Source organism: Dehalococcoides sp. UCH007 (assembly GCF_001010485.1).
GTDB lineage: Bacteria > Chloroflexota > Dehalococcoidia > Dehalococcoidales > Dehalococcoidaceae > Dehalococcoides > Dehalococcoides mccartyi_A.
Window position 1 is genome coordinate 661,828 of sequence record NZ_AP014722.1, and the last position, 15,698, is coordinate 677,525.

Consider the following 15,698-nt stretch of genomic DNA (forward strand, 5'->3'; position numbering starts at 1 on the left):
CCCTACTTTATCTGTGAAAGTGCTTGTTTCATTTGAGCCAGAGATTCTATATACCTTGCCTCAAATTCATTTTTCCGTTTCCGCCATTCTTCCTGAAAACGGGGGTGCTTCTCTATGTCATTTGACAGACCCGGAGGCATTTCCATCCCCTGTTGCATAGCCTTTTGCAGGTATTGTGAATATTGCTGCTTTAGTTGGTCATAAGCGCTGTGGCGCTGTTTTTCACCCTGGTCAGTATAATGTGCCATGATTTGTTTTATCTGGCTGATAATTGTTTCTGCGTTTGCCTGATCTTCCTTGATGCCCTTTATACCTTCCATTGCCTTGCTAGCGGTATTGGCCGCGGCTTCATTTTCAGGCAGAGTAATGAGGGGCAAAAGATGGTTTTCTATGCCTTTTCCCACATACTCACGTGGTTTCCCTTGGTATTGTTGAAGTTCATCTTTGAGGTTAATATTTCCTTTTAGATAGGCGGTGGCCAGCTTTTCCCCGGCAGGCAGGTACTTCCAACGGGCTTTCTCATCCTCGGTAACTTCTTCAATATCCTTAAGCTTTTCCATGGCGATTTCAAAAGCAGACTTAATTTCGCCCATATTCACTCCGATTTCATTTATTCGCCTCTATTATACTAAATGACGGTTAAAGCTGAAAGAAATTTACGCTCACAAATGGCTAAAATGTTATAATAAATAGCGATGTTTTCCGGATACAAGCTGATTCAGCATACTGCCGATACGGGCATTCTCGCTCAAGGGGCAAATTTGAGTGATGCCTTCGCGTTTATGGCCAGTGGCCTTTTCAATCTTATTACAGATACCTCTACCCTGAAACAGGATAAAACTGTGTCAATAAGCTTTGATGCTGACAATTATGAAAATCTGCTGGTTAAGTGGCTGAATGAACTTATATATATATTTGACACTCAAAGATTGGTGTTTTGCCGTTTTGAAGTAGCGGTGAGTTCTGCTTTTAAGCTTACCGCTATCTGTTTTGGTCAGAAAGTTACTGCGGATATCCCTTTGCATCATTGTGTAAAGGGCGCTACTTATCACTTGCTTAAAGTTAAAAAGATTACCGGAGGGTACAAGCTTCAAGTGTTATTGGATATCTAGGAGGCAGTTATGACCAGCCCGTGGCAGGGAATACTAAAAAAAATAGATGATTACCGTTGGGAAATTCCTCAAAACTACAAAGTAGGTATGAAAGTGCCCGGTCTGGTATATGCCAGTGAGCATATGCTTAACCAAATATGGGAGGAGCATGCTATAGAGCAGATTGCCAATGTAGCTTTCTTGCCTGGCATTACCGGCAAGTCTATGGCGATGCCTGATATACACTGGGGGTATGGATTTCCTATTGGAGGGGTGGCTGCTACCCGAATAAGTGATGGAGTAATCTCACCGGGTGGTGTAGGTTTTGATATAAACTGCGGAACCCGCCTTTTGAGGACGAACCTGTGCGTGGAAGAAGTGCAGCCAAAGATAAACGAACTTTTAAATGGACTTTTTGACAAAATACCCTCCGGTGTGGGTACTGGCGGTAATATAAAACTAAGCCTGACCGATATTGATAATGTAATGACCCGCGGTGGGAGCTGGGCTTTGGAAAAAGGTATGGGCGAAGCCGAAGATGTTAAACTGACGGAAGAATCCGGCAGCTTGTCCGGTGCGAACCCTGACGAAGTTTCCATTAAAGCCAAGACCAGAGGTTCATCCCAGCTGGGTACACTGGGTTCAGGCAACCACTTTTTGGAAGTGCAGGTTGTAGATGAAATATTTGACACTGAAGTGGCAGATGTATTTGGAGTTCAGCAAACAGGGCAAGTGCTTTTTCTTATCCACACCGGTTCGCGGGGTTTGGGACATCAGGTATGCACTGATTACGTACAGCTGTTAAACGAGATGTCTAAAAAGTATGGCATAAATTTACCTGACCGTCAGCTGGCCTGTGCCCCGTTAAAATCAGAAGATGGTCAGGATTATCTGGCAGCGATGGCATGTGCCGCTAATTATGCTTGGGCTAACCGCCAGTGCATTACCCAGTGGGCACGTGAAGTATTTATGAAAATATTTGAAAAAGGCCCGCGTGATTTAGGTATGAGCCAGATATACGATGTAGCCCATAATATTGCCAAGATAGAGGAACATACGGTAGACGGTAAAATTCAAAATGTGTGTGTCCACCGCAAAGGTGCTACCCGCTCTTTCCCTGCCGGGCGGCCTGAAATACCAGCTGTTTACCGAAAAGTAGGGCAGCCTGTTATAATACCCGGTGATATGGGGAGATACTCTTATGTAGCGGTAGGTACCGAGACTGCCATGCATGAAACATTCGGATCTACCTGCCATGGTGCCGGCAGGATACTAAGCCGGGGTGCAGCCAAAAAAACTGCGTCCGGTGCCCAGCTTATAGATACCCTTAAGACTCAGGGGATAAGTATAAGGGTAGGAGATATTGGCAGTTTGGTGGAAGAAGCATCCGAGGCCTACAAAGATGTGGCTGATGTGGTGGAAGTGACTCACAAAGCTGGTATTGCCCGGAACATATTTAAAACCAGACCGTTGGGAGTAATAAAAGGATAAATGACTGATATTATAAAATTAGCCCTGCCCGCTGTGCGGGGGAAAATGACACTTGAAGAGGCTATAAACAAACGGCGTTCGGTAAGATCCTTTTCAAGCCGCGGGCTGACTATGGAGATGTTATCCCAATTATTATGGGCGTCAAACGGCATTACCGATATCGTAGATAAATTGCGTTCTACTCCCAGTGCCGGGGCAATTTATCCGCTGGACCTTTATATCATCGTTGGGAACAAAGGAATAGAAGCTTTGGAAGCCGGTGTATACCGGTATAACCCTGAGCGGCACGGTATTCATCTGCAAGTGAATGGTGATTTCCGCAAGCAACTGGCAGAGGGGTGTTTTAAGCAGAATTTTGTGGCAGATGCACCCTTTTCACTGGTTATCTGTTATCGGCCGGAAGAGCTTATAAAAAGATATGGCACCTGTGCTGATAAGTATGCCTATTTTGAAGTGGGACATGTGGCTCAAAACTTTAATTTGGAATGTGTGGCTTTGGGTTTAGGAAGTGTAGTAATAGGTGCTTTTGCCGAAGAAATTATATGCAAATCTATGAATCTAAGCGGGCACCCCAAACCTCTGTATATAATTGCGGCGGGTTTCCCCGCCGCCAAATAAGTTTACTGTTTCTTGCAGTTTTTACATTTCTTGGTAATCAGCCAGTATTCAAAGCTGTCTGACAAAGCTAGCCAGCTGGCTTCGATGATATTTGGGCTGGCACCTACCGTATGCCAGGTACTTTCACCATCAGTAGATTCAATCAGCACCCTCACCAAAGCATCTGTACCGCTGGTCTGCTCCAGTATACGCACCTTGTAGTCTGAAAGATGGACGGAAGAAAGCTCAGGGTAAAACTGGCAAAGTCCTTTGCGCAAAGCAGCATCAAGTGCGTTTATGGGGCCATTGCCTTCGGCTACCGTATGCATAACCTCGCCGTCTACCCTCACTTTTACTATACCTTCGGCCATCATTTCGTCTTGGCTGCGCATAGCTGAGGGGCGGCGCTGTTTTTCCACTACTACCATGAAGTCTATAAGCTCAAACGGGGCTGCATAACCCATTTGGGTGCGGTTTACCAGCAAATCAAAAGAAGCCTCTGCATTTTCATACTGAAAACCCAGGCTTTCCATTCTCTTGACCTGCTGAAGCAGGTCTTTGACTTCTTTTGAGTCAGGCGTCAGATTTATGCCAATAGCTTTTGCTCTTTGGACAATATTTGACCTGCCTGCAAGTTCCGATACCAGCAGACGCTGATGGTTGCCCACCAGTTCCGGCTCTATATGCTGGTAACTGCCTGACCATTTGCTGAGGCCGCTGACATGCAGGCCTGCTTTGTGGGAAAAGGCGCTGGCACCCACATACGGCAAAAACGGTTCGGAAACCAGATTTGCCAGTTCGCTTATATAATGGGAAGTTTCAGTTAGTAGTTTCAGTTGGCTGTCGGTTATGCAGGCTATACTCATTTTTAACTTCAAGATAGGTATGATGGAACATAAATTAGCATTGCCGCACCGTTCGCCAAAACCGTTTATCGTACCCTGAATCTGGCTGGCACCGGCCTTGAGAGCGGCTATGCTGTTAGCTACGGCCATTTCTGTATCATTATGAGAGTGAATACCTACGCAAATATTTACCGACTTGGTTACCGCTTCTACGGCTTTGGCTATTTCTTCGGGCAGACTGCCTCCATTGGTATCGCAAAGCACCACGCCCTCAGCTCCGGCCTTTTCCGCCGCCTGCAAAACCTGTATGGAATATTCGGGGTTGTCTTTGTAGCCGTCAAAAAAGTGTTCAGCATCCAGAAATACCTTTATGCATTTTGAACGCAGGTATTCAATGGAATCAGTAATCATGGACAGATTTTCTTCCAGAGTGGTTTCCAGCACTTGGGTCACCTGTCTGGCTGAACTCTTACCGACTAATGTAACATATTCCGTACCTGCATCAATCAACTGTTTCAGGGTTGTATCTGCTTCGGCTTTAACTTTGGGGCGGCGGGTAGACCCAAAAGCAACCATTTTGGCATTTTTCAGTTTAAGTGACCGTGCTTGAGTAAAAAACTCGCTGTCTTTGGGGTTTGAGCCCGGCCAGCCGCCCTCAATATAGTGTATACCCAGTTCATCCAGTTTTTGGGCAATCTTAAGCTTGTCCGCTACCGTAAAGGAAATTCCTTCACGCTGAGAACCGTCTCTTAGAGTAGTATCGTATAATTTTACCTGCACAGGAGTTTAGCCTCCTATCGTTTTAGCTATCTGGCTGCCCATCTCGGCTGTGCCGAGCTTGGTGTTGCCCTCTTTAAATATATCTATCGTAGCATAACCAGCCGCTAGAACCTTGTCAACCGCCGCTTCGATTTCAGCAGCTTCGGCCTCCAGCCCGCAGGAATAGCGAAGCATCATGGCTATGCTTAAAATGGTGGCAATGGGGTTGGCAATATTTTGTTTAGCAATAGTGGGTGCACTGCCGTGAATAGGTTCGTAAAGGCCGAAAGTTTTAGTGCCTTTTGCCGGTATGCCTGCCAGAGAGGCAGAGGGCAGCATGCCCATAGATCCTGCTAGCATGGAGGCTTCGTCTGTTAAAATATCGCCAAACATATTTTCAGTCACAATAACATCAAAATAAGTGGGTGCAAGTATCAATTTCATGGCACAGGCATCAACCAGTATATGTTCCACTGTTACATCAGGATAATCTTTTGCTAGTTCTATAACTACCTGCCGCCACAAGCGTGAAGACAGCAGCACATTGGCTTTGTCTACGCTGACCAGTTTCTTTTTGCGGCTTCGTGCCAATTCAAAGCCAACACGCACAATTCGTTCAATCTCCTTTTCGGAGTAGGTCATGCTGTCAGTAGCTTTGCGGATACCCGAAGGTGTAGTCCAGCGTTTTTTCGGCTTGGCAAAATAAACACCACCCGTCAATTCTCGTATAAATATAAAGTCAGTGCCTTTTATTATTTCGGCTTTTACGGGAGCGGAATTTATCAGCGAAGGAGCCACCTTGACCGGGCGGATATTGGCAAAAAGACCAAGGCCGCGTCTTAAGGCCAGCAAACCGTCTTCAGGGTGAACCGGCAATTTGGGGTCATCAAAGCGGGGGTCACCTACGGCTGCCAGTAAAACGGCATCAGACTTTTTGCACATGGCCAGCGTTGTCGGACTGAGTGCCACCCCCTCTTTGTCTATGCAGCAGCCGCCAATAAGACCGTACTGATATTCAAAAGTATGTTTGTATTTTTTGGCAACAGCATTAAGCACCTTTAGGCCTTCGGCCATAACTTCCGGGCCTATGCCGTCACCGGGCAGAACTGTCAGTTTGAAATCCAACTAAACACCTCTTCCGCAAAGTTTTTCACGGGTATATTCTATAAGACCGCCGGCCTTTATAAGGCGGGACATAAACTCAGGATAGGGTTTGGCGGCAAAGCTTTCACCTGTAGTCAGGTCTTTGATAACGCCGCTTTCCAAATCTATTTCCAGTTCATCGCCACTGTTTATTTTTTCGGCTGCTTCCGCACTTTCAAGCAATGGCAGGCCTATGTTTATAGCGTTGCGGAAAAATATACGGGCAAAACTGGAGGCTATAACCGCCGAAACCCCCGAAGCTTTTATGGAAATAGGAGCATGCTCACGTGACGAACCGCAGCCGAAATTGGTGGTGGCTACGATAAAATCACCCGGCTTAACCTTTTTTACAAAGTCCAAATCTATATCTTCCATACAGTGTTCGGCCAATGCCTTGGGTTCAGATACGTTTAAATAACGGGCAGGAATAATGGCATCCGTATCCACATTTTCACCGTATTTATGTACAAATCCTTTTAACATCTTTTCTCCTAGCTTAATAAAGCCTGTTTTATAAAGCAGCTTTTTCGTATCCCTCTGACAGGGTTAACTATTTAAATTTCATCGGGATGGGCAATGTACCCCTTGATGGCGGTAGCGGCGGCAACTGCCGGCCCGGCCAGGTATACTTCGCTCTTGGGGCTGCCCATACGCCCTACAAAATTGCGGTTAGTGGTTGCCAGACAGCGTTCACCGGCTGCCAGAATACCCATATGTCCGCCGAGGCAAGGGCCGCAGGTGGGAGTGGAAACAGCAACTCCGGCATTGATGAAGGTTTCAATATAGCCGGCCTTCAGTGCGTCCAGATAGACCTGCTGTGAACCGGGTATAACAATAGTCCGCAAATCAGGGCTAACCTTATTCCCTTCAAGTAACTTGGCAGATATGGCCAAGTCTTCCAATCTGCCGTTGGTGCATGAGCCGATGATAACCTGGTCAACCTTTATTTTACCAATCTGGCTGATGGGACGGGCATTTGCCGGTGAATGCGGCAGTGATACCTGCGGCTCAAGTTTGGAAATATCAAAATTATATGTTTTGGCATAAGATGCATCAGCATCATTATCATAAACCGTGTACTGGCGTTTGGCTCTGGGGGTTACATATTCCAGGGTTTTTTCGTCAACCCTGAAAAGTCCTGCCTTGCCGCCAGCCTCTATGGCCATATTTGACATGGTAAAGCGGTTTTCCATGGATAGGGCATCAATAGCCTCTCCACAGAAATACATGGCAGAGTACAAAGCCCCGTCTACCCCTATTTGCCCTATGGTGTACAAAATCAGGTCTTTGCCGCCAATCCATTTAGGCAGCTTGCCCGAATAGTTAAATTTAATGGTGGGGGGGACTTTCATCCAAACCTCACCGGTTGCCATGGCGGCGGCTATATCTGTTGAGCCCATGCCGGTAGTAAAAGCGCCAAGTGCCCCGTAAGTGCAGGTGTGCGAATCAGCGCCTACCACAATATCCCCCGGCAGTACCAGACCCTGCTCGTGCAGGATTACGTGCTCAACGCCCATTTTGCCGCATTCGAAAAAGAGTATCCCCTGCTCACGGGCAAATTCACGCACCATTTTTACCTGTTCGGCAGATGCAATGTCTTTGTTGGGTACAAAATGGTCAGGCACAAAAACTATCTTATTGGGATCAAACACCTTGCTGACCCCAATCTTTTTAAATTCTTTAACGGCTATAGGTGCGGTAATGTCATTAGCCAGTACCAGGTCTACCTTGGCATTTATAAAATCACCCGGGCTGACCTGTGTTTTACCGCTGTGGGCGGCCAGTATTTTTTCAACTAAGTTCATCATAACCTCTCCAAGAATATCTAACGGAATTTTACTCGGTCAATAAGTAATATAAGCAGTATCACACCGGTACTGACGGCGGATAAAAAGTACATACCTGCACCCACCGCCAATCCTATGCCGGCAACAGCCCAGATAGTGGCGGCAGTGGTTAACCCCTCAACATGTCCCTCTGACTGGCGGAGTATAGCCCCCGCTCCCAGAAAGCCCACCCCGGTAACTATCCCGGCAGCTATCCGGCTGATATCCGTTTCTGAAAAACCATATATAGATACCAGCGTTATCAGGCAGGAACCCACGCAGATAAGAGTATTGGTGCGCAGCCCGGCTGCCTTGCCTGAGCGTTCCCGTTCATAGCCAATAATCCCGCCCAGTACCACGGCCAGCAGAATGCGAAACAGCATTTCCACTTCTATCGGCATGGCATGTCGCTCCTTTTAAGATGCGTTCTTGACCCTGAGCAAACGGTTTAAAGCGTTCATATAAGCCTTGGCACTGGCTACTATTATATCCGTATCTGATCCGCGTCCGGTATATGTTACCCCGTCACTCTCAATACGGATAAGCACTTCACCCAGTGCATCAATGCCGGCCGTAACAGACTTGACCGAAAACTCAGTCAGTTTGTTAGGTACATTTACTATTCGGTTTATGGCCTTGTAAACAGCATCTACCGGCCCGCTGCCCAAAGCGGCATCTTCAACTGCCCCGCCGTTCGGGGTGGTTAGTCTGACGGCAGCAGTGGGTATGCCTCGGTCTCCGGAGGTAACCTGTATCCGGTCCAGATGATAAAGCTCAACTGTAGTCCGCAGTTCTTCGGCAACCAGGGCTTCTATGTCACGGTCGGTTACGTCCTTCTTTTTATCGGCCAAATCTTTAAAGGCTTTGAATGCGCGGTCAAAATCTTCTTCGTTCAGGTCAAAACCCAGCTCAGTCAGGTGCTGTTTAAAGGCATGGCGGCCGGAAAGTTTGCCCAGTACCAGACTGGAAGCTTGAATACCCACTTCCTTGGGATCCATAATTTCAAATGTTTTAGCCATTTTAATAACGCCGTCCTGGTGGATACCTGACTGGTGGCGGAAAGCATTTTCACCCACCACAGCCTTGTTGGGCTGGATAGCAAAACCGGTCAGAGCGCTGACCAGGCGGCTGCTGCGGTATATTTCCTGGGTGTTTATACTCGTTTCAAAGTTGAAATAGTCACTTCGGGTGCGCAGTGCCATCACCACTTCTTCCAGTGCGGCATTGCCGGCACGTTCGCCTATGCCGTTCAGGGTGCATTCCACCTGTCTGGCACCGTTTTTAACCGCAGCCAGCGAATTGGCTGTACCCATGCCCAAATCATCGTGGCAGTGTACGCTTATTACCGCTTTGTTTATATTAGGTACATTCTGGCGGATACCCTTTATGAGTTCGCCGAACTCACTGGGGATAGCGTAACCCACAGTATCAGGTATATTCAGGGTGGTAGCCCCGGCATCTATAACTGCTTCCAGCAGTTTATAAAGAAACTCCGGGTCAGAGCGGCTGGCATCCATAGGTGAAAACTCTATATCATCAGTATAGCCTTTGGCTCTGGCAACCATAGTACGCGCCAGTTCCAGCACTTCATCACGGCTCTTTTTTATCTGGTGAACCATGTGTATTTCAGACGAAGAAATAAACACATGAATTCGGGGGTGGGCAGCTTCTTTCAAAGCCTCCCAGGCACGGTCAATATCAGCCGGTATAGCTCTGGCCAGACCGCAGATGACAGGGGTGCGCACTTCCTGGGCTATCAGCTTTACCGCTTCAAAATCACCGGGAGAGGTGATGGGAAAACCTGCTTCAATGATATCCACCCCCAGTTTTTCCAGCTGCCGGGCTATCTCCAGTTTTTCCTGTGCATTCAAAGACGCACCGGCAGCCTGTTCTCCATCTCTGAGGGTGGTATCAAAAATTTTTATTTTGTCCATGACAAAAATCCTTTCTGAAAGAAAATTACTCTATATTTAGCATTATAACCGGATACCCCTCTTCGTCCAGAAAGAGGGGCTGCTAAGGATGAGAAGTTTCCCTTCAGCCAGGCTGTGATACAGTCCGCTTATATTATTTGGAATGTAATCTGTCATGGTTATTTTAAAATACCCTTTACTTTTTCTTTTTCAGCCAGCTCATCATAGAGCGCAGTTCGGCACCCACTTCTTCAATAAGGTGCTCAGACTCCATGCGGCGTAGGGAGTTATAAACAGGGCGTCCGGCCTGATTTTCCAGTATCCATTCCTTGGCAAAGCTGCCGTCCTGAATCTCGCCCAGTATCTCACCCATAGTTTCATAGGTTTCTTCGTTGATAACTCTGGGACCGCGGGTGAAATCACCGTATTTGGCGGTGTCAGAAATGGAATCACGCATATAGGCAATACCGCCCTGATACATCAAGTCTACAATCAACTTGAGCTCATGCAGACATTCAAAATAAGCTACTTCGGGCTGGTATCCGGCTTCCACCAGAGTTTCAAAACCGGCTTTGACCAGAGAGGTAGTGCCGCCGCACAAAACGGCTTGCTCACCAAAAAGGTCGGTTTCGGTTTCTTCGGCAAAAGTGGTTTCCAGTATGCCGGCACGGTTAGAGCCGATGCCCTTGGCATAAGCCAGAGCCATTTCTTTGGCCTTGCCGCTGGCGTCCTGTTCAACAGCAATCAGCGAAGGAGCGCCTGCACCCTCGGTGAAGACCTGTCTCAGCATATAGCCAGGGCATTTGGGGGCAATCATGGTCACGTCTACAAAAGACGGGGGGACTATCTGCCCGTAATGAATATTGAAGCCATGGGCAAACATCAGCATTTTGCCGGGTTTCAGTCCCTGTTCAACAGAGTCTTTATAAATCTTGGACTGAGCGGTATCAGGGGCCAGCATCATAATAATGTCAGCCTTTTTCGCCATTTCGGCTACGCTCATCACCTCGAAACCGTCAGCGGTGGCCTTTTTCCAGCCGCGTCCGCCTTCCACACAAGCCACAATAACCTTCAGACCTGAATCACGCAGGTTTTGGGCGTGGGCATGACCCTGCGCACCATAACCGACAATACCGATAATTTTCTTTTCAATAAGGCTTAAGTCACAGTCCTTATCGTAATATATAACAGCCATTTTTCCTCCTAGAGCTTTCTACTCTTTTGTTTTTAATTCTTTAGATGATTGCAATTCAGTAGCGGTAGCAAGCCCGCCGCGCGTCATGGCAATACGGCCGGTGCGGGTTATTTCCTTTATACCAAATGCACGTAACAGATTATATAGCGAATTTACTTTTTCTTCATCTCCGGTTACTTCCACTGTCAGCGAGTCGGAAGCTACATCCACTATCTTTGCCCTGAAAATATCTACAATCTGCATTATTTCACTGCGGTTGGCCGGAGTGGATTTCACTTTTATGAGGGCCAGTTCGCGGCAGATAATATCCTGCCCGGTAATATCTGAAACCTTGACCACGTCTACTACTTTATCAAGCTGTTTGCGTACCTGCTCAACCATGGTATTTGCCCCGTCAACCACAATGGTCATACGGGAAAAACCCGGCGTTTCGCTACGTCCGACTGCAATGCTGTCAATATTAAAACCACGCCGTCTGAAAAGGCTGGCCATGCGGTTTAATACGCCGGGCCTGTCTTCAACTAAAGCTACTATGGTATGCTTCGTCGGGGACATGCACTCACCTCTTTCTTAGGTTCTTCCAGTACTTCGTGGAGAGCGGCGCCGGGAGGAACCATGGGATATACGTTTTCTTCAGGTTCAATAACAAAATTCAGAAGGAAAGGTCCTTCGGCAGACATAGCCTGTTCAATAGCTGGTCGGACATCTTCCTTGCGTTTAACATTTAAAGCAGGTATGCCATAGGCTTCCGCAATTTTTATAAAATCAGGGCAACCCAAAGGAGTGGCAACGTAATTTTTATTATAGAATAAATCCTGCCACTGGCGAACCATACCCAGATAACCGTTATTGAAAACAGCTATTTTTACCGCAGCCCTTTCCTGCACTATTGTCCCCAGTTCTTGCATATTCATCTGAAAGCCACCGTCACCGGCAATGCACCAGACAGTTTCGTCAGGGCAGCCAACCTTGGCGCCCAAAGCGGCCGGCAGGTCAAAGCCCATAGTGCCCAAGCCTCCGGAGGTTACCAGAGAATTGGGGCGGATATAGGTGTAATGCTGAGCCGCCCACATCTGATGCTGACCCACACCGGTAACCACAATGGCATTGCCGCCGGTAGCTTCGCTTATCTGTTGGACTATATACTGAGGCAAGATAAGGTCAGTATGCCTTATGGAAAGCGGAGGGTGTTCCCTGCGCCAGTTTTCCAGTTGTCTTAGCCAGTCCGGGTGCTGAACGCACTCCACCTGCTTGTTGAGTGATTTAAGTACGGTTTTTACGTCACCCACTATAGGTATATCTACTCGTACATTTTTGCCTATTTCAGCCGGGTCTATATCTATATGAATAACACTGGCATGGGGAGCAAATGAGCTTAGCTTTCCGGTAACCCGGTCATCAAAACGCATGCCGATAGCTATTATCAGGTCTGTAGCCGCTACAGCCATATTGGCGTAAGCCATACCGTGCATACCAAGCATGCCATAACTTAGTATATGGTCTTCGGGGAAACTGCTGACACCCAGCAAAGTGGTAATAACGGGCAGCTGGCAGTTTTCCGCCAAAGTTTTAAGTTCCTCGTTGGCACCGGATATATTCACCCCGTGACCGGCAATAATCACCGGTTTCTCAGCTGTTTCTATCAGCTTGGCAGCTTTTTGTATCTGCATCAGGTTGCCCTTTATAACGGGTTTGTAGCCAGGTAAATCAGGTTCATCAGGGTATTCAAATTCCGCCTGTTCAATGAATACGTCTTTGGGTATATCTATCAGCACCGGGCCAGGGCGTCCGGTTCGGGCTAAATAAAAAGCTTCCTTTATAGTATCTGCCAGCGCACTTGCTCTGGTTACCAGATAATTTTGCTTGGTAATTGGTAAAGTAATACCGGTGATATCAATCTCTTGAAAAGCGTCCTTGCCGATAAGGTTACGGGTAACCTGACCAGTTATAGCTACCATGGGTATAGAATCCATGTATGCATTGGCAATGCCGGTAATCAGGTTGGTAGCCCCCGGTCCCGAAGTCGCTAAGCAGACCCCAACTTTGCCGGTAACTCTGGCAAAGCCGTCAGCGGCATGGGCGGCACCCTGTTCATGCCGCGTCAGAATATGCCTTAAGGCGGGGTACTGGGGGAAAGTATCATACAGCGGCAAGAGTACTCCACCCGGATACCCGAAGATTACATTTGCTCCTTCTTTAAGCAGGCTCTCGCATACTATCTGGGCGCCAGTCAATTTCATTTTCTCATTGCCCCCTTAGACTTAGTCTTTGAAAACCGCCCCGGTACTGGCCGAGGTGACATTTTCTGTATAATATTTCAGATAACCGCTTGTGATTTTAGGTTTGAAAGCCGGCACATTTGCCAGACGTTTCTGGATTTGTTCATCTGAAAGCTCTACTGAGAGCTTGTAGTTATGAATATCAATATTTATCATATCCCCGTCACGCAGGGCAGCTATAGGTCCGCGAGCGGCTGCTTCCGGTGAAACGTGCCCCATAGCGGCTCCGCGGGTTGCGCCTGAAAAACGCCCGTCCGTAATCAGGGCTACTTCTTTATCCAGCCCCATGCCTGCCAAAAGCGAGGTTGGGGTGAGCATTTCCCGCATACCCGGCCCGCCTTTAGGCCCTTCATAGCGGATAACCAGTACATCACCGGGGGTTATCTTACCGCCCATAATGGCTTTGGTAGCCAGCTCTTCAGAATCAAATATACGGGCAGGCCCGCGGTGAACCATCATCTCCGGGGCAACTGCAGAGCGTTTAACTACACTGCCGTTTGGTGCCAGATTTCCGAATAGAATAGCCAGCCCGCCCTTGGGTGAGTACGGGTTTGAGGCAAAACGAATGACTTTATTATCTGCTTTGGGTGCGTCATCTGCCAACTGGCCTATGGTTTTGCCGGAGACAGTCCGGGCATCATTTTTCAGCCATGGTTTCAGCTCTTTCAGCACGCTGCCTATTCCGCCTGCCTGGTCAAGGTTTTCAATATGGTATGGGCCTGATGGGCGGAGCTTGCACAGATTAGGAGTACAATCACTTATACGGTTTATCTGCTCCAGTGAAAAATCAGCCCCGGCTTCATGTGCAACCGCCATAACATGCAGAACCGAATTGGTGCTGCCGCCCAGTGCTACGTCCAGACTGAAAGCGTTGTAAATGGCATCCGGTGTTATTATATCTTTAGGGCGTGTATTATCTTTTATCAGGTGCATTATCTGCTGGCCGGTCTTTTTAGCAAGCTGTGTGCGGCGTGAATCCACCGCCGGTATAGTGCCATTGCCGGGCAAAGCCATGCCCAGTGCTTCTGTAAGACAATTCATAGTATTGGCGGTAAACATTCCGGCACAGCTGCCGCAGCCGGGACAGGCTACTTTTTCAAGTTCCAGCAGTTCTTCTTCGGTCATCTGCCCTTTGGCCACCTGACCGACAGCTTCAAAAACACTGTTTAAATCAACACAGCTGACCTGGTCATTTTTCCTTAAACGTCCTGCCAGCATGGGGCCGCCGCTGACAAATATAGAGGGAATGTTCAAACGGCAAGCAGCCATGAGCATACCGGGAACAACCTTATCACAGTTAGGTATAAAAACCAGTCCGTCAAAAGCGTGAGCCATAGCCATAATCTCAACTGTGTTGGCAATGATTTCACGGCTGGGCAGGCTGTATTTCATGCCGGCATGGTTCATAGCAATGCCATCACAAACCGCAATGGTATTAAATTCAAAACCTACGCCGCCGGCAGCATTTATGCCTTCTTTGACGGCTTCGGAAATCTGTCTGAGGTGAATATGTCCGGGGACTACTTCGGTAAAGCTATTTACAATACCGATAAAGGGTTTTTGGAAACTTTCTGTATTCAGACCCAGGGCACGCAGCAAAGACCGGTGAGGGGCACGCTCAATACCTGATTTGACATCTTCGCTTTTCATATATGCGCTCCCGTTTGAAAGAATTAAAAACCGTCCTCAAAGGACGGGTTTACGACAGATTATTGGAAGTGTTTAACCATAACACAGTCCACGTTTGCTGTCAAGCTGAAAGGCTGGTTTTACCCGCTGTTTTAAGTATATCTGCTTCTTTTATTGCCCCCTGGCGGATAATCTTCAATTCATTATTGTTTACAGCTACTATGGTAGATTCCACTCCTCCGCTAACCTGACCCCCGTCAAGGATAAAATCCACCCTGTCACCCAGTTGGCTTCGGGCTTCAGTGGCATTTAGTGAGCTTTTACACCCGCTGAGGTTGGCGCTGGTGCCGGTAATTGGTTCACCGATTCGTTTCAGCATTTCAATTACCGCTGGTTGGTTAGGTATCCGTATGGCTACTGTTTCATTTCCGCCGGTTAGTTCAAGCGGAATATTATTTGTCTTCGGCAGTACCAGGGTAAGTCCTCCCGGCCAGTATTCTGCAGCCAGTTTACGGGCCAGCTCCGGAAAAACCTTGGCTACCTGATTTATCTGCGAGACGTCCCCTATCAGGGCGGGCAGACCTTTGGTATTGGCTCGGCCTTTTATGTCAAATACACGGTTTACTGCATGGGTATTTCGGGCTAATGCCCCAACTGCATAAACAGTGTCTGTCGGGAATATTACTACTCCGCCTTCTTTAAGTATCCTGACGGCGTTGGTTATCTGGTTTTCCATATCCTCATTAAATCGGTTATGTGTCATATATTTATTACCTTGTGCCATTTACAAATTGGTAGATATATCTAAATACTCTTGGGTTATTTAGTCAAGTATTATCAGGCTTGTACCATGTAAAAACAGACCTGTTTGCTTTACAATTTTAGCCTATAATGTTAAGCTACCATCAAGAAAATGATGAGCGAAATGAA

15 protein-coding genes are annotated in these 15,698 nt (G+C 47.5%); 3 read left to right on the forward strand and 12 right to left on the reverse strand.

Features of this window, described 5'->3' with window-relative positions:
• Positions 1–2 precede the first annotated feature (2 nt).
• A complete protein-coding gene (locus tag UCH007_RS03530) occupies positions 3–593 on the reverse strand; it encodes a hypothetical protein (RefSeq protein ID WP_046961061.1) in 591 nt (196 codons plus the stop codon).
• Between the two features lie 102 nt (positions 594–695).
• Here UCH007_RS03530 and UCH007_RS03535 point away from each other — a divergent pair, with 102 nt between their 5' ends.
• From UCH007_RS03535 to UCH007_RS03545, 3 genes are read left to right on the forward strand one after another with little or no spacing between them, the layout of a single operon-like run.
• Positions 696–1,112: an archease gene (locus UCH007_RS03535; protein WP_046961062.1), complete on the forward strand. Its 417-nt coding sequence runs from the start codon at positions 696–698 to the stop codon at positions 1,110–1,112.
• A 9-nt stretch (positions 1,113–1,121) separates the two neighbouring features.
• Positions 1,122–2,582: an RtcB family protein gene (locus UCH007_RS03540; RefSeq protein WP_023652291.1), complete on the forward strand. Its 1,461-nt coding sequence runs from the start codon at positions 1,122–1,124 to the stop codon at positions 2,580–2,582.
• Positions 2,583–3,200: a SagB/ThcOx family dehydrogenase gene (locus UCH007_RS03545; protein ID WP_046961063.1), complete on the forward strand. Its 618-nt coding sequence runs from the start codon at positions 2,583–2,585 to the stop codon at positions 3,198–3,200.
• Positions 3,201–3,202: 2 nt separating this feature from the next.
• Here UCH007_RS03545 and cimA read toward each other — a convergent pair whose 3' ends face one another.
• From cimA to UCH007_RS03600, 11 genes are all read right to left on the reverse strand, one after another.
• The gene (gene cimA / locus UCH007_RS03550) at positions 3,203–4,804 is read right to left on the reverse strand and encodes a citramalate synthase (protein WP_046961064.1); all 1,602 of its coding nucleotides are present in this window, start codon (positions 4,802–4,804) and stop codon (positions 3,203–3,205) included.
• Between the two features lie 6 nt (positions 4,805–4,810).
• On the reverse strand, positions 4,811–5,908 hold the full coding sequence (leuB, locus tag UCH007_RS03555; RefSeq protein ID WP_046961065.1) for a 3-isopropylmalate dehydrogenase: 1,098 nt from the start codon (positions 5,906–5,908) through the stop codon (positions 4,811–4,813).
• A complete protein-coding gene (gene leuD / locus UCH007_RS03560; RefSeq protein WP_012882021.1) occupies positions 5,909–6,409 on the reverse strand; it encodes a 3-isopropylmalate dehydratase small subunit in 501 nt (166 codons plus the stop codon).
• 71 nt (positions 6,410–6,480) lie between these two features.
• On the reverse strand, positions 6,481–7,734 hold the full coding sequence (gene leuC, locus UCH007_RS03565) for a 3-isopropylmalate dehydratase large subunit (RefSeq protein WP_046961066.1): 1,254 nt from the start codon (positions 7,732–7,734) through the stop codon (positions 6,481–6,483).
• A gap of 17 nt (positions 7,735–7,751) precedes the next feature.
• On the reverse strand, positions 7,752–8,153 hold the full coding sequence (locus tag UCH007_RS03570) for an MgtC/SapB family protein (protein ID WP_046961067.1): 402 nt from the start codon (positions 8,151–8,153) through the stop codon (positions 7,752–7,754).
• Positions 8,154–8,168: 15 nt separating this feature from the next.
• Positions 8,169–9,686 carry a 2-isopropylmalate synthase gene (locus UCH007_RS03575; protein WP_046961068.1) on the reverse strand — a complete coding sequence of 506 codons (1,518 nt, stop codon included), beginning with the start codon at positions 9,684–9,686 and terminating at the stop codon, positions 8,169–8,171.
• 175 nt (positions 9,687–9,861) lie between these two features.
• Positions 9,862–10,860, reverse strand: a complete 999-nt coding sequence (gene ilvC, locus UCH007_RS03580; protein WP_041330878.1) for a ketol-acid reductoisomerase — start codon at positions 10,858–10,860, stop codon at positions 9,862–9,864.
• A gap of 18 nt (positions 10,861–10,878) precedes the next feature.
• Complete coding sequence (ilvN, locus tag UCH007_RS03585) at positions 10,879–11,415, reverse strand: acetolactate synthase small subunit (protein ID WP_023652300.1); 537 nt, start codon at positions 11,413–11,415, stop codon at positions 10,879–10,881.
• Positions 11,391–13,100, reverse strand: coding sequence for a biosynthetic-type acetolactate synthase large subunit (ilvB, locus tag UCH007_RS03590; protein ID WP_046961069.1), 1,710 nt, complete (start codon positions 13,098–13,100; stop codon positions 11,391–11,393). The genes ilvN and ilvB overlap by 25 nt, the downstream gene beginning before the upstream one ends.
• 21 nt (positions 13,101–13,121) lie before the next feature.
• Positions 13,122–14,789, reverse strand: a complete 1,668-nt coding sequence (gene ilvD, locus UCH007_RS03595) for a dihydroxy-acid dehydratase (protein ID WP_046961070.1) — start codon at positions 14,787–14,789, stop codon at positions 13,122–13,124.
• 100 nt (positions 14,790–14,889) lie between these two features.
• Positions 14,890–15,504 carry an L-threonylcarbamoyladenylate synthase gene (locus UCH007_RS03600; RefSeq protein WP_231854740.1) on the reverse strand — a complete coding sequence of 205 codons (615 nt, stop codon included), beginning with the start codon at positions 15,502–15,504 and terminating at the stop codon, positions 14,890–14,892.
• Positions 15,505–15,698: the final 194 nt, after the last annotated feature.